The organism is Edaphovirga cremea, from assembly GCF_003332275.1.
Taxonomy (GTDB): Bacteria; Pseudomonadota; Gammaproteobacteria; order Enterobacterales; family Enterobacteriaceae; genus Edaphovirga; species Edaphovirga cremea.
This window is the reverse complement of the sequence record NZ_QOVA01000002.1, coordinates 114,010-134,806: the sequence shown is the minus strand read 5'-3', so window position 1 is coordinate 134,806 and position 20,797 is coordinate 114,010. Positions and strand designations below refer to the sequence as shown.

18 protein-coding genes are annotated in these 20,797 nt (G+C 51.3%); 3 read left to right on the top strand and 15 right to left on the bottom strand.

All coding sequences use genetic code 11. From position 1 onward, the window contains the following. Positions 1 to 29 precede the first annotated feature (29 nt). The 14 genes from tssM to tssB are packed head-to-tail and all read right to left on the bottom strand — an operon-like array spanning position 30 to position 18,299. Positions 30 to 3,551 carry a type VI secretion system membrane subunit TssM gene (gene tssM / locus DRI82_RS03540; protein ID WP_114192127.1) on the bottom strand — a complete coding sequence of 1,174 codons (3,522 nt, stop codon included), beginning with the start codon at positions 3,549 to 3,551 and terminating at the stop codon, positions 30 to 32. A 28-nt stretch (positions 3,552 to 3,579) separates the two neighbouring features. Beyond that, positions 3,580 to 4,965: a type VI secretion system protein TssA gene (gene tssA / locus DRI82_RS03535; protein ID WP_114192126.1), complete on the bottom strand. Its 1,386-nt coding sequence runs from the start codon at positions 4,963 to 4,965 to the stop codon at positions 3,580 to 3,582. An 11-nt stretch (positions 4,966 to 4,976) separates the two neighbouring features. Next, positions 4,977 to 5,621, bottom strand: a complete 645-nt coding sequence (vasI, locus tag DRI82_RS03530; RefSeq protein WP_114192125.1) for a type VI secretion system-associated protein VasI — start codon at positions 5,619 to 5,621, stop codon at positions 4,977 to 4,979. Beyond that, positions 5,618 to 6,415 carry a helix-turn-helix domain-containing protein gene (locus tag DRI82_RS03525; protein WP_114192124.1) on the bottom strand — a complete coding sequence of 266 codons (798 nt, stop codon included), beginning with the start codon at positions 6,413 to 6,415 and terminating at the stop codon, positions 5,618 to 5,620. Before DRI82_RS03525 ends, vasI begins: the two co-directional genes overlap by 4 nt. After that, positions 6,412 to 9,018: a type VI secretion system ATPase TssH gene (gene tssH / locus DRI82_RS03520; protein WP_114192123.1), complete on the bottom strand. Its 2,607-nt coding sequence runs from the start codon at positions 9,016 to 9,018 to the stop codon at positions 6,412 to 6,414. The genes DRI82_RS03525 and tssH overlap by 4 nt, the downstream gene beginning before the upstream one ends. Further along, positions 9,015 to 9,794 carry a type IVB secretion system protein IcmH/DotU gene (icmH, locus tag DRI82_RS03515; RefSeq protein ID WP_114192122.1) on the bottom strand — a complete coding sequence of 260 codons (780 nt, stop codon included), beginning with the start codon at positions 9,792 to 9,794 and terminating at the stop codon, positions 9,015 to 9,017. The genes tssH and icmH overlap by 4 nt, the downstream gene beginning before the upstream one ends. 2 nt (positions 9,795 to 9,796) lie before the next feature. Beyond that, a complete protein-coding gene (gene tssK / locus DRI82_RS03510; protein WP_114192121.1) occupies positions 9,797 to 11,143 on the bottom strand; it encodes a type VI secretion system baseplate subunit TssK in 1,347 nt (448 codons plus the stop codon). A gap of 1 nt (position 11,144) precedes the next feature. Then, positions 11,145 to 11,678, bottom strand: a complete 534-nt coding sequence (tssJ, locus tag DRI82_RS03505; RefSeq protein WP_114192120.1) for a type VI secretion system lipoprotein TssJ — start codon at positions 11,676 to 11,678, stop codon at positions 11,145 to 11,147. Then, complete coding sequence (gene tagH / locus DRI82_RS03500) at positions 11,675 to 12,997, bottom strand: type VI secretion system-associated FHA domain protein TagH (protein WP_114192119.1); 1,323 nt, start codon at positions 12,995 to 12,997, stop codon at positions 11,675 to 11,677. The genes tssJ and tagH overlap by 4 nt, the downstream gene beginning before the upstream one ends. Before the next feature lie 19 nt (positions 12,998 to 13,016). Then, positions 13,017 to 14,045, bottom strand: a complete 1,029-nt coding sequence (tssG, locus tag DRI82_RS03495; protein ID WP_114192406.1) for a type VI secretion system baseplate subunit TssG — start codon at positions 14,043 to 14,045, stop codon at positions 13,017 to 13,019. Next, complete coding sequence (gene tssF, locus DRI82_RS03490; RefSeq protein WP_114192118.1) at positions 14,009 to 15,829, bottom strand: type VI secretion system baseplate subunit TssF; 1,821 nt, start codon at positions 15,827 to 15,829, stop codon at positions 14,009 to 14,011. The genes tssG and tssF overlap by 37 nt, the downstream gene beginning before the upstream one ends. 7 nt (positions 15,830 to 15,836) lie before the next feature. Then, complete coding sequence (gene tssE, locus DRI82_RS03485; RefSeq protein WP_114192405.1) at positions 15,837 to 16,271, bottom strand: type VI secretion system baseplate subunit TssE; 435 nt, start codon at positions 16,269 to 16,271, stop codon at positions 15,837 to 15,839. Positions 16,272 to 16,276: 5 nt separating this feature from the next. Beyond that, positions 16,277 to 17,761 carry a type VI secretion system contractile sheath large subunit gene (gene tssC, locus DRI82_RS03480; protein WP_114192117.1) on the bottom strand — a complete coding sequence of 495 codons (1,485 nt, stop codon included), beginning with the start codon at positions 17,759 to 17,761 and terminating at the stop codon, positions 16,277 to 16,279. Positions 17,762 to 17,789: 28 nt separating this feature from the next. Further along, positions 17,790 to 18,299 (bottom strand): type VI secretion system contractile sheath small subunit, encoded by a 510-nt coding sequence (gene tssB / locus DRI82_RS03475; RefSeq protein ID WP_114192116.1) that lies wholly within the window; start codon positions 18,297 to 18,299, stop codon positions 17,790 to 17,792. Between the two features lie 645 nt (positions 18,300 to 18,944). Here tssB and DRI82_RS03470 point away from each other — a divergent pair. Then, positions 18,945 to 19,463 (top strand): Hcp family type VI secretion system effector, encoded by a 519-nt coding sequence (locus DRI82_RS03470; protein WP_114192115.1) that lies wholly within the window; start codon positions 18,945 to 18,947, stop codon positions 19,461 to 19,463. 77 nt (positions 19,464 to 19,540) lie between these two features. Here DRI82_RS03470 and DRI82_RS03465 read toward each other — a convergent pair whose 3' ends face one another. Continuing rightward, positions 19,541 to 19,723: a hypothetical protein gene (locus tag DRI82_RS03465; RefSeq protein WP_114192114.1), complete on the bottom strand. Its 183-nt coding sequence runs from the start codon at positions 19,721 to 19,723 to the stop codon at positions 19,541 to 19,543. A gap of 210 nt (positions 19,724 to 19,933) precedes the next feature. On the opposite strand from DRI82_RS03465, the gene DRI82_RS03460 reads away from it, so the two are divergent. Further along, complete coding sequence (locus DRI82_RS03460) at positions 19,934 to 20,347, top strand: hypothetical protein (protein WP_114192113.1); 414 nt, start codon at positions 19,934 to 19,936, stop codon at positions 20,345 to 20,347. Between the two features lie 69 nt (positions 20,348 to 20,416). After that, positions 20,417 to 20,758, top strand: coding sequence for a hypothetical protein (locus tag DRI82_RS03455; protein ID WP_114192112.1), 342 nt, complete (start codon positions 20,417 to 20,419; stop codon positions 20,756 to 20,758). Positions 20,759 to 20,797: the final 39 nt, after the last annotated feature.

Below are 20,797 nucleotides of genomic sequence, written 5' to 3'. Positions count from 1 at the left end.
CCGGCGGGGCATCCTCCGCCGGGTTACGGTCAATACAGGGTCTCGGGCAAGCTGAACTTGCTGAACAGACCACCGGCAAACGGATTGTCCGACGCGTCAACGGAAACGCGGTAAATCATGTAGCCGCCATCCACGTTGAAACGCACGTTAAATGACCCGTCATCAACATCCGTCAATTGCCCCGAATTAATCAGCCGCAACTGCGCCCACGGGCCAGTGAAACTGATACTGCGTGGCGCTTTGTCATTGGCATCCGGCACCAGGGTCAGTTTGCTTTCCACCCCGGCACGCATGGAGTTCGGCCACACCAGATGTACGGTACGGGAGCGTCCATGGGTGTAATCCAGCAACTGCCCATCCAGATTCAGTACGCTGCGACGTTTGCCCGCCGACAACTCCACGGGCTCTACCGCAAACTGCGTGCCCAACCCGTTCTGTTGGCTAAAGAAGGTGTCACGGATTTTCTGCGCGGCTTCCAACTGCTCGCGGATGTCATCGCGGATCAACACCTCCCCGTCACTGCCCCAGGTCAGTTGATTTTCAATGAACGGCTTGAGGTTTTGCTGATAGAAAGCGTCAAGCGCGCCACCCGGTTTGAAGAAGCGTTCAAACTCACTGAGCGACACATCTTCACGGGCGTTGGGATCAAACGGAAAGCGGCCAGCCAAATGGGTCTGATAAGGTTTGAAGACCGAACTTTGCCATTCCACTTCCATATATTGGATAGCTTCGAGCATCACCACACGCCATGCCTGATCGGCCAGTTTCCCAACCCAACGGTTGAGCGGATTCGGCAGGTTTTTCGCCATTTGCTGGGCAGCAAAGATCGGATCACTGCTGTTCTGCTCCAGACGCATTTGCACTGCCTTGAGGGCCGATTTACCCGGCGTCGGCGAGTTCTGGATAGCCAACAGATAGCGATGCAAATCGGTCAATTTCTGGTAGACGCCTTGCAGCGTACCCGTTCCCTCTTTTTGCTCCGCCAGGACATTGTTTTCCAACGCGAAGTCGCGGGTGATACGCGCCATCAGGCGATAATCCGCAGACTCGAGGAAATCCTGACGCTGCGAATCGGACAGTCCCTCAGGCACGATGGCAACCCGGGTGTTATCGTGCAGCGCCTGCAAGGCCCGCCTGAATACCTGATCGCCACCGATCACCTGTTCCAGCGCGGTGATCACCTGCGAGGTTTCATCAAACTGCTGGATCTCCAGATTGTTCATGGCGGAACGCCAGGTCACGGTGTAATCACTGAAGTATTGATCGGTGAGGTGGCGCTGGATCTCTTTGCGATCGGCCTCGCTGTACTGGACATTTTGCGTCAGGTTCAGTACCCAACTGTCCATGGCGGTCAGCTCAACCAGCCCATCCCGTTGCTTGATGAAATAGTTGTTCAAGCCATAGCGGGTGAGGAATTGCGGCACATTCAGCAGGTGTTCATCGTTGGCAACGAAAATGTTGTCAAAACTTGCCCCGATTTGATCACGCATATTCAAATCCGAAGGCAGCACCTGCTGGGCCTTTGCCCTGAGGCTCTGATAAACCCGCTGATAGAGAGAGAGTTTGCTCAATTCGGTTTGTGCCGCACGGATGGGCTTGGCATACGGCGTAAAGCGCGCAATGGCATCCTGATTTCCCGCTTCACGCAGTGCCCGCCAGTCAGTGTGATCCAGGGCATAATCGAGGTGGGCCATCAATTGCGCCTGAAGCAGGTTCTGTCCATTGAATCGCTGACTCCAACGATCGGCCATGTACTTCGCCACCACGGCTTTATTGCGTCCGCTTTTGTCTTCCAGCATGCGCATTACCCGCAGGATGTTCAGCTTCTCTTCACTTCCGGCAGGTGCCGCATTCAGCGCGTTGAGCAAGCCATTCATCAGTGCCGGCAGGTAACGCTGTTGCAATAATTTCAGATAGGTATCTTCGACATACGGGCCGATCTGATCCCCCTGATACAGCCCCATATCCGCGATCAGGGCGTTGCGATGGTGATAATCACCATAGGCCAACGTCGCTTCACGAATGGGGTTAAGCAAAGGAAGCTGCAAATTGCCGTAATCATCGTCGTCACTGGGGGTGGGAATACTGAGGAACGATTTCGCCTGCTCCAGAACCTCTACCCCCGCGCGATAATTGACGCGGTAATAGTGGTTCCAGCCATACAGCAGCCCGAGGCCGACAATACTTCCTGCGACAGAAAAGATAACCATTCTGTGGCGCGTATTCTTCAGCCAGGCGCGGTTCTCACCGGCCAGATTCGGCTCCGTAAACAGCACATTGCCAAACAGGGTGCGGGTAAAATAGGGTCTGCTATCCGCCACCGGCCAGGATGGAAATGCCTGGGTACCCAAGTGATAACGCGCCGCGGCACTTTGCACGAACATATCGTCCATCTGCCCCTGTTGCAGGGCCGATGTCAGATACACCCCGCGCAACAACTGGTGCTGATCATCATTGAAGAGCATGCCTTCGAGCAGTTGGCTGACGTACTCCTGCAAGCCATGCATCTGGCGCACAAAGCTGAAAAGCGGGCCACGCTGGCTGCTATCCACCTCATTAATCATCATATCTGGCAAGGCGCTGTTCATCTGCCGGATCCAACGCTGCCAGAAGTCGCCCAGCTCCTGACGCCAGTTATCGTCTTTAAGCGTAAACGTCACGCCCAGAACCGACTCGCGCTGGTTTTTATCCAGCGTCTGGAACATCGCGTCAAAACCATAGAACAGATCCATCCGTGTCAGCACCACATAGACCGGCAACTGGCTATGTAATTGCAGGCGTAAATCCTGCAGGCGCTGGCGCATCATCGCCAGATAAGCCTCACGCTGTGCTTTGTTAAAGGTCATAAACTGGCTGATGTCGACCGTCACCACTACGCCGTTCAATGGCTGGCGCGCCCGGTTTTGCGCCAACCAATGCAGCAGATCGTCCCACAGGCGTGAGAAGAGCTGCGGTTTATCGCCATCAGGGGAAGCGGGTTGCTCAATCAGTTCACTGTCGACATCCAGTAGAACAGCCTGCTCCCCCGCCCAACAATGCACATGCAATCCCACTGTCTGATCGCTCTTCATTTTCTCCGGCTGGTAAAGCGGGGCCAATTTCTGCCCTTCCTGCAACAGCGTGCTTTTGCCACTGTTTTTGCCGCCAATAACCAGATACCACGGCAACTGATACAGATATCTGCGGCTATTGAGATGACGTTCCAGATGAAGTAGCCAGTGCGACAGATAACGTTGTTGGAAATTAACGTCGGCATTGACCGGATCTTTCACCTCCTGGCGGGATTGTCGCTGTAATTGTTCCAACTGCTGCAAGCGGCGCATGATGCGCACGGTGATCCAGCTCAACGCCATCAGCACCAGTATGGCGGTGACCAGCCAGCGACTCAGCGAAGTTGCCAGCGGCTTTTGTTTACCAATTACCCATTCAGGTCCCCACCACCAAACCCAAATCAATGCCGCGCACCATGCCATCACCAATAAAAACAGTGCAGAGGCTTTAAACCTTGGAAGGGCCGGTTTCAGCACACGAAAAAATCCCGGTACTCTCATTAATGGGTACTCCTGTTCCGTTCCATGGTTATCCTTTAGGCGATTGTTTTTCTTTCAGTTGTGCAATCAAACTGGGTTCCCAGTCCGGCAACGTGATCGTTCGCGCCGTTTGTGCCAACTGCGAATAGCTTTGTTGTGCCAGCGAGGTCAATCCCGCCTCATCCAGCAGGTTGGCGCTCAGTAACTGGCTGTAAAATTGCCCACGCGGATCCTGACGCTGTTGCTGCCTGTCAATTTCCACCAGCGCAGCTTCCAGCCCCTGCTGCTGCCAGCGTTGCCAAATAGCCTCTTTATCGCTATTGGCCTGCGCGGCGCGGCTGTTTTCTTGCCTGACAGGCTCCGCCCATTCGCGGGTTTTGCCCGTCAGGAATGGCGTGCGATCGGTGAAACTCAGGGTTTTCAGCGCAGGTAAACGTTGCAGGAAATAGCCGAGTTCTTCATGAATGGCCTCCGCCACGCGCGGAAAACCCAACTGCATGGCAACGCTTGCGGAGAGCCAGTGCCCCTCAAACCAATAAGGCGCCAATGACAGGCTCTGTTCGATACGCCGCCACAACGAGAGATCCGGGTTGTTCAATCCCACCAGATACTCCGCCATTCGGTCTGCCGAGAACGCGGCCAATGGCGTGCGGCCATCTTCCTGCGACTGAGGCAATGTGGTGATGCCGCTCCAAATGGCGTTGCGCCGTAACCGATAGCCCAGCGGATTTTCCGGCTGACGTTCACAGAGCACTTCCGCCACTTTAAGCTGCGTATGTCGCCAGGATTTTTCATCCGAACTCTCGACATCCACGGTAGGAATGGGCGCGGCTACGGGCGCAACCGGCTCGCCAGACGCTGTGGCATAAACGCCAGGCTGCGGCGTTTCTTCCACCTTTTTTTCCGGCTGACGACGATACTTCGCGCACAGCGCATCCACTTCCCGCGCCAAATCCGCTTCGGGCTGCTGCCATAAATGCGCCAGATGAGCCAGCTCACCCAGCATCTCCTGCACCTGGCCGTGATCGGCTTTTTCAATAAAACTGTCCGCCGCACTGGCAAAACGTTTCAGAATTTGCTGCGCCAGCCGCCGTTTAATCACGGCACTTTCCGGCCATGCGGATGACCAATACGCCTTCACCCACGCACAAAGTAATTGTGCGGAAAGAATCAATTCGAGCGGCCGTCCGGCATGTTGCAAGGTTCGCAACAAATGTCCGATCAGGCGGAAATCTTTACTCTCCGAGGCAAGCAGCAACAAAATACGCTGTTGTACCTGATTGATATCCAGCGAGTTATGCCCCAGCGCCCCCAGCTTGACCATCTCGCCGTCGACATATTCCCAATCAGCATTACTGTCACTGACCCTGGCGGCGATCTTTTCCTCTGGCAGAGCGGTTAACAGCGAGGCAATCCATGTATGTGGGGTTCCCATCAGACAGCTCCTTACCAATGGCACGCATTTTTCAGCGGTTCTATCGCCTGCGCCAAATCAGAAATATTGAACACCAGACGCATTGACGAACCTTGCAGAGTGAGCGTGAGCGTTTGTGCACCAAACAGCTTCTGGATCTCATCGATCCCCGCCAGTCCCCGGCTTGCTTCCAGCAGGTAACCCTGTTCACGAACGAACCATCCCAACGAGAAACGCGTGCGTTCCGTCGTCAGCAACGCCGCGCCATCCCCTTCTTTCAACGGGGCAGTCAGTGCGATTTGCAGGCGCGTAATGTTGTCCACGCAACTGAAGACCAGCACGGGTCGCGGTGGCGGCATACCAATCGCCGGGGTAGTCAGCACCACCTGAGGGTTATCCCCCTCGGTATTGCTCACCATAAAAGCGGTAGAATGGTCATCACGTTTTTGCTCTTGCATCATCGCCCGCTGCCAGGCGACGCCAAGCTGAGTGGGCAACGGCGACAGGGTTTGCTTATCCGCCGACAACGCGCGGTCATAGCAATCCAGCCGCAGCAACGGTGCCGATTCCTGACGGCAGGCAAGTGCGGCGCTCAAGGTGTCCGCCTCAGCAGAACTGGACAACGCACCAAACAATGTGCCAGACAACGCGATACAGACGAGGAGCCACAGCCTCATAGCTCATACCCGTATTTGGAGAGTTTGTAAGTGAAGGTCCGTGGCGAGATATTTAAACTCATGGCAGTTCGCTTTCTGTCTGAACGGTACTGGCGCAAGCGCTGAACCATAACGTCATACTCGAACGCCTCCACCGCTGCCGTCAGATCATTGATTTCGCTATAATCCTGAGCAATCCCCGGCGGGTGTTTCGGCACCCCGGAACTGAGCCCAACCAGCAGTTCATCCAGTTGTTTCTGCCGTTGCTGCTGGCTTTTGAAAACTTCACGGATCTGCCGTAATTGCTGACGCAACAGCTCCATTTCCTGGATTTTTTTCAACTGATGCTGGAATAACTCACTGCTCAAACTGAAGATGTTGCCCGATTTGGTGCATTGCTCCGGTTGCGCGGTAAAGGCGGCAATCACCCCACTGGCATGACCGTAATAATCAAAAACGGGCCGGGCATACAGTCCGCACTCGCTGGACAGCTCATAGACAAAATTTCGGAAACGGGCGTCTTCGATACGCACGCCCCGGTGCAGCGTTTGCCATTGGGATTCTTCACCACTGCGCAAGACCTGGATCAGCGGATCGTTCAGATCCTGAATGCTGAGGTCGTGACGCTGAATATCCATCTCCTGCCTGCCGGAAATGGCATAACACTCCATTTGCTCCGTGCTGGTGTTAAGCAAACCCACCAGAAGAGCGTCAAAACGCAAGGGGCGCTGATTAATGGCTAAAAAGTGATAGATCAATTGTTCCTGAGTACTGTTTTCCAGTAATTCCAGAACGTTTTTTAGTTTTTGCCTCATGTTGTCGTTTCCACTTCGGCTTTAAACTCATGCTCAAGGGCATGTACACGGATATGACGGATAGCTTTACCTGCCGCCATGCTTTGCAGTAGCAGTAACGACAGAGGCGGTAACACGGCCCCATCGATCACCGACTCCAACATGCGCGCCCCGTTTTCTGCCCTCGTTACCCGGCGCATAATCTCTTCTGTCACCTCACTTTCGATGACCACCTGGGCGCTAAAGCGCTGACGCAGCAGATTTTCCAGACGCAACAATTTGCTGGTGATAATTTCCTTCAGCGTGTCTTTATCCAGCGGCAGATACGGGATCACTTCCATGCGCGCCAGCAATGCCGGTTTGAAAAAATCAGCCAGTACCGGATACAGCACCTCATGCAACTGTTCCGGCTGTTGCGCATATTCAACGATGGTTTGGTAACCCAGATTGGAGGTCAGGAAAAACACCACGTTTTTGCAGTCGATGATCCGCCCTTCACCGTCGGCCAGCTCACCTTTATCGAAAGCCTGATAAAACAGGTTCAATACATCCGGATGGGCTTTCTCGACCTCGTCCAGCAGCACAACGGAATACGGCTTCTGGCGGATGGCTTCGGTAAGAACGCCGCCCTCGCCATAACCCACGTAGCCCGGCGGGGAGCCAATCAGGCGCGAAACGGTATGCTTCTCCTGGAATTCAGACATATTGATGGTCGTTAAATACTGGCGACCACCAAACAGCGATTCGGCAATCTGCAATACGCTTTCTGTTTTCCCTACGCCGCTCGGCCCCACCAGCAGGAAGGCGCCCAAAGGACGTCCTGGACGGCGTAAATCGGCCCGGGCGGTGAGCAGGTGTTTATGCAAATGGGCGATGGCCAGATCCTGACCGCGTATGGAACTCCCCAGCCAGGCGGGCAACTCGGTGATGGCGGCCATCTCACTTTGCGACAACCGGTTCAAGGGCACCCCGGTCCATTCGGCAATCACGGCAGCTATCTGGTGCTTACCGACATGCGGCGAGACCAGAGCGTGATCTTTTTGCAAGACATTCAGCGCGTCCGTCAGCGCAGTGAGTTGGGCAACCGTCGCAGAGTCGTTGGCCTGTTCGTTATCCAGCGCCAGCAATGTGCTGCGTAATGCGACAATCTGCTGCACCAGCGCCCGTTGCTCCTGCCAACTGGCCTCCAGTTGGGTCAGTTGATCATCGGTATCCGCATAGTTTTGCCGTAGCTGTTCGAGGTGCTTTTCATCTCCCGGCAGACCGATGCGTTGCTCACGCTCAAGCAGTTCGATCTCCTGAAGAAATTGGTGGCGCTGCGTAGTCAGGGCAGAGAGTTGACGCGGCGGGGCCGTCATATTAATCGCCACCCGGGCGCACGCCGTATCCAGCACATCAATCGCTTTATCGGGCAGTTGCCGCCCGGATAAATAGCGTTCGCTCAGGTTCGCCGAGGCCTGTAACGCTTCATCGTCAATCAGTACACCGTGGGATTTTTCATAGACGGCGCGCAGGCCACGCATGATGACGGTAGCCTCTGCCGCCGTCGGCTCAGTAACTTTGACTACCTGAAAACGGCGGGAAAGTGCCGCATCTTTCTCAAAATATTTCTTGTACTCACTCCAGGTGGTGGCGGCGATGGTCTTGAGTTCCCCCCGCGCCAATGCGGGTTTGAGCAGGTTGGAAATATCCAATCCGCCCTGTTGGTTGCCCGCACCAATCACCGTATGTGCTTCATCGATAAACAGAATGACCGGCTGAGGTGACTGAATCACCTCGGCCATGATGCTTTTGAAGCGTTTTTCAAACTCCCCTTTTACTGCCGCCCCGGCCTGCAATGCGCCCAAGTCCAGCGTCATTAAACGCGTATCATGCAGCTTTTCCGGTACGAGCCCGGCCACAATTCGCAGCGCCAACCCTTCGATCAGTGCGCTTTTTCCCACACCGGCGTCACCGACCACGATGGGGTTATTTTTGCGTCGACGGCAGAGAATATCGATCATCAGGTCGATTTCCGCGTCCCGGCACAGCACCGGGTCCAGCTTGCCCTCACGCGCCGCTTGCGTCATATCCGACGCAAAACGCGCCAGCAAACTCTCTTCACCGCTCCTGCTCCCTTTTGCCGTGCCCGGCTTTTCCGACAGGGCGCTCTCGGCTGATTCTGCGGTCCAGGCGGCAAACTCATCGAGCAACAGCGCCCGGTTTACTTTCAGCAAAAGTTGTACTGCCGCCGCCGGTAAGTAACGATGGGGCGAATGCAGTATTGCCAGCAGCATAGCGCCGCTGCGCAGTTGATCGTGCCGCAGCTCGGTGGAAGCCAGTAACCAGCCGTCTTTCAGCCACTCAACCAGCAACGGCGAAAAAGAGGGATACGCCTGGGTAAAACTACGCCCGGAAGACTGGCTATTATCGAGCAGCTCACGTAGTGCTTCGCTATCCACCTCAGCACGCGAGAGGATCAGGCGGACATCGCACAGCGGCGTATTCACCATCTGCCATAACACCTGCGGCACCGTGATTTCGGCTTCCTGCTGGCTGACACATTGCGCCGCCGCCGCTTCCAATGCGTGGCGGGCAATGGGATGGAGGCGATTAACCAGGGTAGATAAATCGATCGGGATCATCCTTTTTTACCTCCGCTTAATAGGCCGTTTAGCTGATGCAAAATATCCCCGGTCTGCACATTGAGGCGCATCTGGTAGAAGAAGTAGATCACCAGCAGAATGGCAACGCCACCCACCAGCAGATGCCGTATTGCCAGGCGTTTGGTCAGGTGATACCGCCCACCTTCCTTCGTGGCGTTGTGGTGTAAAACCAGAGACTCAGGTTCTCCGCGTACCTGGCGGATTACGGTGTATAAACGGCGGAAAATACGATCAAACTCTTCCGGGCTTTGCGCGATAATTTTGTAGCGTCCACGGTAGCCGAGGCAGAAACAGAGATAGATAAACTCCAACAGATCTTTGTAGCGCTGGGGTTCGCTCATCAGGCGATCCAACAGGATAAAAACCTTTTCCCCACCCCAGGTTTCATTGTGGAATTGCACCAGCAATGACTGTTTCAGCCAGCCGTTTTCGCTATTCCAGCCGTGTCCCAATGCCACTTCATCAATAAAAGTACAGAGCACATAGCGGAAAGAGACGATCGCGCCGGGCTCATAGCCCTGTGTCTGTAAAAGCTGTTCAATCGACTGAATATCGGCCACAACCTGTAAATAAAGTTGCTCCGGCAGCGGCTGGCTGCCCATCGATTTCAGCCGCAGCACCATCCCCAGCAGGGGCGTTGCCGCATCAATCATCGGATTGAGGCTTTCACCGCGCAGTAACAGGTGATATTGGCGCAGATTTAACCCGTCGCTCTCGGCCACAGTAAACTCAGGGGTCATAGAGATATCGCTCATGGTTAACTGCTCCTGATTGCCCAAAACTGCATATCCAGTTCAGGGAATTCGCCAGAAACATGGAAGGCAATGGCATTGCTTTGCAGCACGTCCTTCCATCCCGGACTCTGTTTATCCAGCATGAAATAGGTGTAACCCGAGTGATACGGCAACTGCCGTGGTGCGGCAGATAACGCCAGCAGCGACACGCCGGGCAGTTGCAAACTGACCAGATCGCGGATGCGCTCAACGGAGGTGATTTTGGTTTGCTGCACAAACTGCCGACGCAATTTTTCCTGCGGAATCTGCGCCCGAATGGCAAGAACGAAGTCGGCACTGGTGAGCAGTTCGCGCTCGTTAATCGTGGCAACGTGGATACCGTGCGCCTGCACACGTAGCTGAATAGAAATGGCCCGCGGTGTCAGTACGGTACTCAACGCCTGACGAATCATCAGCATCAATGGCTGAAATGTCTCGGTCAGTTTGTCGTGGTTATAGATCGGAAACGTACCCGCCAGCCGCGACTCATCGGTAAAACTCATCAACTCGCCGCAGATTTGGATCAGGTGCGTATACAAGGTTTCCGGATGGAGCACGCTTTGATAGGACAGGTGCGTGAACAGCGGTTGCGCGCGGTTGAACAGTTGCAGCATCATAAACTCTGCCACATCCGCGATGCCCTGCTGGCCGGGAGAACCAATGCGTTGCGCCAGCAATCTGGCACGCTCGGCCAATGTTCCCTGGACTTCATCCATAAACAGGCGCAAAGGGTCTGACACATTGATACTCAGGCTGGCGGGAATAAAATCACTGTCCAGTATCAGAACACCATCGGGACGCCGCTCCCTGATTCGGCACAGCGGCAACACTGCCCAGGAACTGAGATCTTCGTTGCCCTGCATCAGGCGTGGAGCGAGTTGCGCCAACATCAATGCGCTGACATCCCCTTCGTCTGAATGCAGATCGCGCACGCTGGAAAGCACTTCTTTATAGCGCAGCAGCCCGGTGGACGCCGAAGACGTTGAATCAATCTCCTTAATGGCGTCGTTTATCATCGGCAGCGCCAGATAGATGTCACGGCTCCCTGGCTCATGAATAGGGCCGATATCCAGAGGCGGAGGCGACAGATCCTGGTGGGGAATGTCGAATACGCTACCGTCCGGCATAACACCTTGAGCGGAGGTCAAACCTATGCGCCCCAGCTTGAGAACCTCATGATTGAGGGTCAATGAATGGAAGCCGTAGCCATAGTTCTTCAGCGTTGAAAGACGGATATCCAGTAGATAATCGTTATGCCGTTGTTGTTGCTGAAAATGTTGAGGTTTAATGAACAACCCCTCGCGCCAGATCACCCGGTTTCTGGTTGGCATATCAGTCCACCTCTCTTTGCAGCTCTATTTCCTTGTCGCGCACATGTACCAACAGATGGTAGACATGACCAACACCATGAATTTTAACTATTTTCTTCCATTCCGTGACGTTCTCGTCAGCGTAATAGGCGATCACACCGATATAGTGGTTCTTCTCATCCAGCGTGATAGGTGGCAGCGGTTTAAACTGCCCGGGCAGGACGGTGTAATCCTGATGGTCGATGTAGTTTTTCCCCAATATTTTGGAAAGTTCGATGTCATCGTCATTGAGCTGATCAAAATCAGCGGCCAGCAATTTGGAGTCCTCGCTCAGATACACCACCTGCAATGCGATCGGCGTAGGTTCCCCGCTTTCATTTTTATTAATGTCAGGCTCGGCGAGCAGCGTTATGTTAACGATCGAGGGCAGATCTGCCGTCGACCCCACCTGAATGTCAGGGTCCGCCAACACTTTGCCGACCTTTTTACTGACGGTGCATCCGTTCATAAACAGTATGGGAAGCAGGATGTACAACATCACCCTGAATGAACTCATTCCTGCATCTCCCGCTGCCCTTGACGCAAAGCGCGGTCATACGCTTGCTCATAAACTTCATTGAACAGCTTTTCAAACCCCTGCTGACGGCTGGAGGCCAACTCCTGGTAGTAATTGCAATACATGTCCCAAGCCCAGGCCGGATCCATTTCATTACGCTCTGAGCTACGGCGGTACTGTGCGAATCGCGCCATTAACCGCTGAGGGGAAAACGCTTCAAGCATCACGACCAACGCTTCAGTAATCGCGGACTGATTGGCCTGATGGTGCAACCGCAGGTTACGCAGGCTTTCCCCCACGGCCTCCGGCGCTGAAAGATGAACCAGACTTTTTCCTTCGGCAAACAACACGTTCAGCGTGGTGTCATAATCCAGCCCCAGACGCAGCGGATTATCCTCAAGAGGGCGCAGATGTTTGTCTGACAGCCCATCCTGTTGCTGCTGCAAGGCCAGTAATCCTTTGAGGGTGGCTTGCAAGGTTTTGCCGACCTCTTCAATAAAATCATTGGCTTGCTGGCTGTCATGCATCGCCAGAGGCGCATTGAGTCCACGCATTAACGGCGTTAATGCCACATGCCGTTGCGATATGTCGGCAGGACTTGGCTCATCATCATTTTGTTGAGTGATGAATTGGCTGATTTGTGGCAGCTCGATAAAATCCTGATCCATGGCACTGTCCTTAGCATTGTCAGAAAGTGGTGAAGTGGGGAGTGCATTGCGATAGAGGTTGTGCTGCAACGCGTGATTCACTGTCGTTACATCGCCGGTTTCACTTCCTGGCAGCGTCAGGCTCTCGCTTTGCAGTACATTCAACGGATCGTTGGACCAGGCGTTCGCCACCGTAGGCTCCAGAACTGCGGCACTGCTCTCCCGCTGCATGTCTGGCGTGGTGCCTTCCAGCATGGCCTCAAGCGGATTGCTGTAGTGGGTGACGAGCGACTCTGGCGACACTTGCAAAGGATCGTGAATTTCGCCACCCGTCAGGCTGATCAAGGTTTTCAACGTCAGCGAACCCAGCGTCAGCTCATCGCCATGTTGCAAGCGGATATAGCCCAGTTGCCCATCCACCGCCGCACGATTAAGCTTTAACGGTTGGGAGGCTCCGCGCAGGCAAAATGCGCCATCGCGCCAGGTGATAAAAAAGTGTTCATCAGCCACACTGTGACCAACGTCCTGGATCTTCCAGGAACAATATTCGCCGCAACCCACGCGGCCCCCTTCCTGCGTAAAGCGATGACTGACTTCACACCCGCTTTCCAGTTGATTACTGTTACTGACCCGCAATACGAGCGAAGGACTCTGTTGTATTAATCCATTCATTTCCCGGTTTCCCCTTCGTTCACTCTCTGACACAAATCGTCACTTCCGGCTCACTGACCGGTTCACCAAGAAAACAGGTCCAGCCCAGTAGGGCGTTCTCGACCCCCAGCATCATTCCGTCTACCTGCTGGTCGGCAATGCCGAGTTTGAGATCCCACGCAAATTGGTCGCGCAGGATAAAAGACACAAACATCACCAGAGGCAGATAATTCTCCCCGTTAGGAAGAAAACTCAGGAAACGCTTGCGGGATAATCCATTGATACAAAGCAAAAATTTCCCACTGCGATCAAATACCCGTTCCCCCAGCGAAAAGTTTTCCCCGAGCACGGATTTTTGCATGACCCGGTTCCCGCTAAGCCGCTGCCGCGATCCCAGACGGTTTTGCTGGTCTGGCGCAATCTTCATCTGGCGCAATTGCCAGCTTTCAAGGGTGACGTCATCAAGCTCAAAACAGTGGGCAATCAGGCCGCAGATCACATCGGGAGAACGCCCCGGACTGGCCAGCAGTCCGGCATAAGCCAGCATTTTGCTGTGATTGATCTGCAACTTGTTGCGCAGGGCCGGACTCCCCAGGCCAACCAGCGAGAACATTCGCTGCGAGAAGGAATCGACGCCCTCATCCTCAAAACAGACGTAATAGCGATACTTCCGCCATATGTGGTGTAACAGCGTCAGCGAACGATGGTTAAACAGGTTGAAAAAGTCGGTCAGTTTGTTGTCGCCCTGAGCCTCTTCCCACGCCAGGGCATCCAGGTAATATCCCGGCAAGGGCGACTGACTGCCGTGCAGCCCCATGAATGACGTGGTCAGTTGCCAACGGTTGTTGGCGTTTTTCTCCAAAGAAACAACATCCCTGGAAGGAAAGGCAATGCTAGCTGAAGAGAGGAAATGCACCGTCTCATCCTCCACTGACGTGGGGAATGTCGCAGGTCTGGACTCCTGCTTATGCAACAGTTCAACCAATTGATAGAAGTTATACCGCCCGGCATCCGTAATGCGTCCTGCGTCACTCAAATCAGCGCATGTTGACCCGATTGTATCGGCCATTCATAACACTCCTTGTTATTGATATTGATGACTTTGAGGACATGGAACGCATTCACGCTGGCGTACAGCGAGAAGAAACGCGCCAGAATGGCACCAAAAAGATAGAGCTCCCCTTCACAAGAAAAAGCGCTTTGCTCCATCCATAGCGTCGATTCCAGCCCGCGGATGGGCACGCCACGGAACAGACGATCGATCGGACGGGTTTCAAGGCGAGAGATGCCATCCAGTTTTTTCTGGGAAATACGGGCAGATTGGCGGTCGTGCTTACTCGGAAAATCATAGGTTTGCAGAATTTGCCGCAGAGAATCCTTATCCAGCAACGAGAGATAATTGAGTGACATATTGGATATCAGCGACCAATGCAGGCTGCCATCCAACACCGGATAAAGCGGCGCTGTAGGACGAGTGACATTGCGAAAATGGGCAAACGACGGATTGCCCACGCCAGGCGTATCAATATCCCCCACCCGCAGCAGACAAGGCAGATCGCGGTTGGTACAGGTCAATGTGACCGAAATGATTTCATCGCTTTTGACACAGGCAGATTCATCACCGCGAACGAATGAAATACCGTGTTCCATACCTGGCCGGAATAATGACGGCTTGATACGAATGCGGTAATAGAGTTTCTCCCTGCCCCCTGCGTACTCAATCTGATGCTGAAAACTTTCAAACGGCACATAGCTGCGCCGTGATCCCTGCGCACGGCCACGGTCATCATTCTGGTCTTGCAGCCAGCTCTCCACTTTATCCACGGAGAATATGTCGTAGCAGTCCGGGTCGTGAAAGCTGGCGCACAGTGGGTATTCCGACTGCGTGCCGTCAAGCTTGATGGACTCACTGTAGTAGCTGAAAAGGTTCACTGCGGGTGTGCAATGCAGGCGCAGTGAATCACGGCGGATTCTGGCCTCCGGCGGCAATGGCCGGGAAAAATAGAAACGCAGGCTGAATTTCCTGGCGCGTAACGTTTCTGGAAAATGGGGAATGCCCCGCACATCAAAAAACAGGAATCCTTCAGGAAAACAGAAATACTCCTGCAAAATCCGGTATCCCATTCCGGCATTTTTCGGATAAGGCAACAGCGCATCATCACGTTCAAAACCAAGGGGGACAAAATCAAAATCCGGCATGGCGATAATTTCATCATCCATCACCAACTCGGCTTTTTCAAAATAATGGCTCAACCAAAAATAGAGCTGATAACTGCTATATCCGCTTTCCCCCAACCAAAAACGCAGCTTATCCAACCCCAGATTATTCATTGTCATTTCTCCGGTCGTGGAGAAATCAACGTTGATTATTCCCAGCTCATTACTGTTATTTACGCTGATATCATCAAGCTCAAGGGGTAATAACCACAGGTCGCGGCACTGCGTAAAAGTACATTGCGGTTCACCGCGGCTCTTTCTATCGGCCACCAGCTCATTATCATCCACGATGCTGATCGGGCGGCTCAGCAATGTGGTTCCACGCTTCACCAGCGTGGCCTCAGTGATGGTATTTTCCCCTGAGGTGTATTCGATAATGGTCATGCTGGGCGTGGGGCGCAGATAATTGGGCCACAGCATATTCAATAAGCTATGGGTTAATTCGGGAAACTGATCGTCAATTTTCTCGCGCAGGTTTCCAGCAAGAAATGCAAAGCCCTCGAGCAGGCGCTCAACGTCCGGGTCAGCGCCTTTTTCTGACAGGAACGAGGCTAGATGCGGTTTTTCATGAGCAACGGCGCGGCCCATCTGATGCAAATAATCTAATTCGTCTCTGAAGTATTTCTCAAATGACATATTTTTCTCAGCTCAGATGATATCGCTGATGATTGTCCAGATAGATGTTGAACTCGATAACATCATTGACATCGTCAAAGTTGACGTGCGCCAGAATATTGAAGGTCAACGTCAAAGGATCAGTGTTATCAGTAAGCCCGGCATGTACCTGGACATGAGCAATACGGGGCTCGTAGTCTTCAATGCAGCGCGAAATCGCATGTTCAACAGCCAGCCGAAAATCAGAAGTAGATGCGGTGGCATCGTTCATATCCACCACACCCAGTGCGGGCGCACTCTGACTGTTGCCAGGATGAGTATTCAGTACCTGATTCAGGTTATTCTTGATTGAGACCAGCAAATCATGATTGCGGGCATGACGGGAAAAACCCACATCATTCCCCTGAATACGCTCAAACAAGCTGGCCGAACGATCGCGTCTCCAACTCAATAGTCCAGCCATCATCACTATTCCTTATCCAGACGACCAACCAGCGACAACTCAAAGCTGGCACCCATATATTTGAAATGCGGGCGTACAGACATGGAAACCTGATACCAGCCCGGATCGCCTTCAACATCCAGCACCTTGATTTGTGCAGAACGCAGCGGACGGCGGCTACGCACATCAGTTGGCGGGTTTTCCTGATCGGCGATATATTTCTTGAGCCACGTATTCAGCTCACGCTCCAGATCCTGACGTTCTTTCCACGCACCAATCTGCTCGCGCTGCAACACTTTGATGTAGTGCGCCAGTCGGTTGATAATGAACATATAGGGAAGCTGAGTGCCGAGTTTGTAATTGGTTTCAGCTATCTGGCCTTCACGGGTGTTCAGGAATTTTTTCGGTTTTTGCACCGAATTCGCCGAGAAGAAGGCCGCATTATCACTGCCCTTACGCATGGTCAGCGTGATAAAACCCTCTTCCGCCAGTTCAAATTCACGCCGATCGGTAATCAGGGTTTCGGTTGGGATTTTGGACTGGATATGGCCCATCGCTTCATACTGATGCACCGGCAAATCTTTCACTGCACCGCCGCTTTGCGGGCCGATGATATTCGGACACCAGCGGTATTTGGCAAAACTCTCCGTCAGGCAGCTCGCCAGCAGGAATGCCGTATTGCCCCACAAAAAATCCTCATGGCTGGCATGAACATTTTCATCATAACCAAAGGTTCTGACGGGATTATCCACTTGTGAATAAGGCAGGCGCAGCAAGAAACGTGGCGCTGTCAGGCCGATATAGCGGGCATCTTCAGATTCGCGCAGCACGCGCCATTTGGTATGTGAAGGACCTTCAAAGACTGACTTGAGATCTTTGATTGCCGGCAATTCGGTAAAGCTGGAGATACCGAAAAATTCAGGGGCAACGGAGGACAGGAACGGTGCATGGGCCATCGCGCCGACAGCGCCGACATATTGCAGCAGCTTCAAATCCGTCGAGGTATTCTTGAATGCGTAGTTACCAACGATGGCGCCGATTGGCTCACCACCAAACTGACCATAACCGGAAGAGTAAATATGCTTGTAGAAGCCGGACTGGACAATTTCTGGCGCAAACTCAAAATCATCCAGCAGCTCTTCTTTCGTGGCATGCAGGATATTAATTTTAATGTTTTCACGGAAATCGGTGCGATCTACCAGTAATTTAAGTGAACGCCATGATGATTCCAGCTCGCGGAAAGGTGCCGCATGTAAAATTTCATCCACCTGGGCGCTAAGCGTTTTATCCAGTTCAACAATCATGCGGTCTACCAGCATTTTGTTGATAGGCACTTCGCTTGAACCTGAGTCAAGAATATTGGTAATAAACGCCGCAACTCCCTGACGGGCAATATCATAACCATCATTCTCGGGCTGCATATGGGCCTGAGCCATAATCTCATCCAGCAGTGAAACCTGCGCAACCGGATGCTCAGGCGCTAATAACACCTGTTCTTCTTGTAATGACATAGTGAAAAATCCCTCTTAAATATCCCGATTATTTCTGGTTCAGAATGTCCAGCTCTTTCAGTAGCTGCTCACGCGCATCATCGTTATTCAGAAGTTCCTGAAGTCGGGTCCTGAATGCAGGAATATTCCCCAATGGCCCTTTCAGCGCCACCAGTGCTTCTCGTAACTCAAGCAACTTATTTAACTCAGGAACTTTGCGCGCAATATTATCAGGGGAGAAATCAGCCAAAGACTGGACATCAAGACTGACAGGCAGGACACCCTCGGTATTTCCACTCTTTGACTCAAGGCGGTTAGGGACTCCAAACGTAAGATTAATCCCAGCCTCACTCATTACTGAATTAAAATTACTCTTATTGATAGCGATTACCGGACGCTCTTCCAGAGGCGTGTCTTCACGCGTTCCCTTTATGTCACCAACCACAAACAGATTAAGGGGAAGCTCAACTTCAGTCGCTTGATCTCCCGTATTAGGGACATATTTGATGTTTATTCGCTCTTTGGGAGCCACGCTACTGCTTGAATTATCCTTACTCATGGTAGACATCCTCTTCTACAGTTCTACAGACAACGCAGATTGAATTAGTTAAAAGCTTCACCTTTGCGAAAATTCTTAATATCACCTGAGAAAAATCGCAAAAAAAACATAAGACATGGTACGCATCAAGGCATAAACCATACCCATACTTGTTACATGATTTTATCAATTTTAGTGATGACACAAAGGATTTACTTACTGAATTTTCCATCCAAAATGATTTAGAGAAAGCGATATTAGCACATACTCTAATGTATGAAATCCATCATCATAATGCGCTAGCCAACAAGGCAACGATTCACGTTGATTAGTTTTTGCCTTAAATTCAATTACATAAAGCATTTATGCTTTTGAAAAAAATGATTTAATACCAAGCATTCGATGTATTTCAGCAAAAAATTCTACATTGGCAATATTTATAACATCATATTTCAATTTTATTATTACCGATGCTAATCAATTTTAGCGAAACCCTGGATCTTTCGAACTAAAGACTTATAGTACCCCGGCTCATGGTTAGTGAAATAAGGCTAATGGTTTGCTGTCTGTTTTTTAGACAATTCGCATCCATGATGGGAACATGCTCACGCAGAGTGAGCCAAGCTGGCCGTTATTAATTACGTCCCTCTTACAAGGAAATAAGTTATGCCAACTCCATGTTATATTTCGATCACAGGAAAGACGCAGGGCAACATCACCGCGGGTGCATTTACGTCTGAATCCGTAGGTAATATCTTTGTGCAAGGTCATGAAGATGAAATGCTGGTGCAGGAATTTGAACATATTGTTACTGTTCCAACGGATCCGCAATCAGGACAACCCTCAGGTCAGCGTGCTCACAAACCTTTCCGTTTCACAGTCGCGCTGAATAAAGCAGTTCCGTTGTTATATAACGCATTAGCGTCTGGTGAAATGCTGCCTAAAACTGAGTTGCATTGGTATCGTACTTCTGTTGAAGGTAAACAAGAGCACTTCTTTACCACCAAATTGGAAGATGCCACCATTATCGATATTGATTGCAAAATGCCTCATTGCCAGGATTCAACCAAGGCCGAGTTCACTCAGTTAGTTCGCGTATCATTGGCATACCGTAAAATTACCTGGGAACATACCACCGCAGGAACCTCAGGTTCCGACGACTGGCGTGCGCCGATCGAAGCCTGATTATAGATCTCGCTTGGGGGAAGAGTATTTCTTCCCCTTTTCTTGCTAAGAAGATTCTTATTTAGACGCCAGAGTAATTATCTCATTTTATCTACCAGGTAATGGCTAAACCAGAAAGAGAAAATCACACCGAAAACCGAAGAGGCAAACACCTGACCATCAGGCAAGTGGCCAAACAAATAAATAAATAAAATAGAAAAAACAACCGTAAGAATCATTGCCGCAATGTCTGGTAAAATAGATTTTATGGCTTTAATCATAATGTCATCGCTCGTAAGAGATATCTGATAGTGCCTTACGCGATGCTTCAGCATTAGTGCAGTCGTTAACCGCTTAATAATTTAATTCAGTGAGCGGGTGGATAGTTATCTCTACTATCGTAGCAGACAAGAAAATTCCCATACTAACGCAGTTGAATTTAACAGTAGTCATTGATCTTGAACATTAGAGAAATGGAGTGGTTTATTCAAATGGATAGTAACGAAAAAGTTAAAGAAATGATATGCAATTATGAAAAGCAAATCAATGAATTTAGATCGTCGGTGAATACGAAAAGCATTTGGCTATTTCTGGCAACATTGGGTTGCTGGGGTGTTGAGCAAATATGGATCCAAAATTTTGCTTTTTTTATAACATTTATCTTCTTTACATATCAGATCCATTCTAAAATAGAGGATAAACGTTCATTCAATAAAATAGAGAACGACATTAAAAAAGTGATAAATACTGAATTAGATGGTGACACACAAAAGGCACGTCTGTATGATTTATCAGAAATAAAACGACGAAAACACTCTATCATTCCCATCATTAGATCTTCATTTATACTTTCCTTAAGTTTTATATTTTTCTTCTTTACAGTATTACATTTTGCAAATCAGTGATTATCACCAATATTGACGACTCCAACAGAATTTAAAACCAAACATTTATTTTTCCGGGAAATAATTATCATGAAAAAAACACTTCTAGTACTGATACTACTTGGCCTGGCTGGATGCTCTTCGATTAGTGAACTCAGAACGAGAGGTCCTGACCAGACTTTTGAGTCCCAAAAATCGGCAAAGGCTGTTTCTGAGTGCATACTCTTCGGATGGCAAAAAATGAACATTCGCTATGGGGTAATTAATATCCAGCCATATGGTGACGGTTTTACCGTTTTTTCAGCGGAGAATATCGAAGTTGCCGATATAACGACAACTGCCTCTGGATCTTCCATAAAATTCTATGAACAAGCGGGAACATTACAGTACAGAACTAATCTAAGTACTGGGGTAATAAAAAGTTGCATTTAGTCGTCACAGATAAAGAAAATAGGTCGCCATGTGCGACCT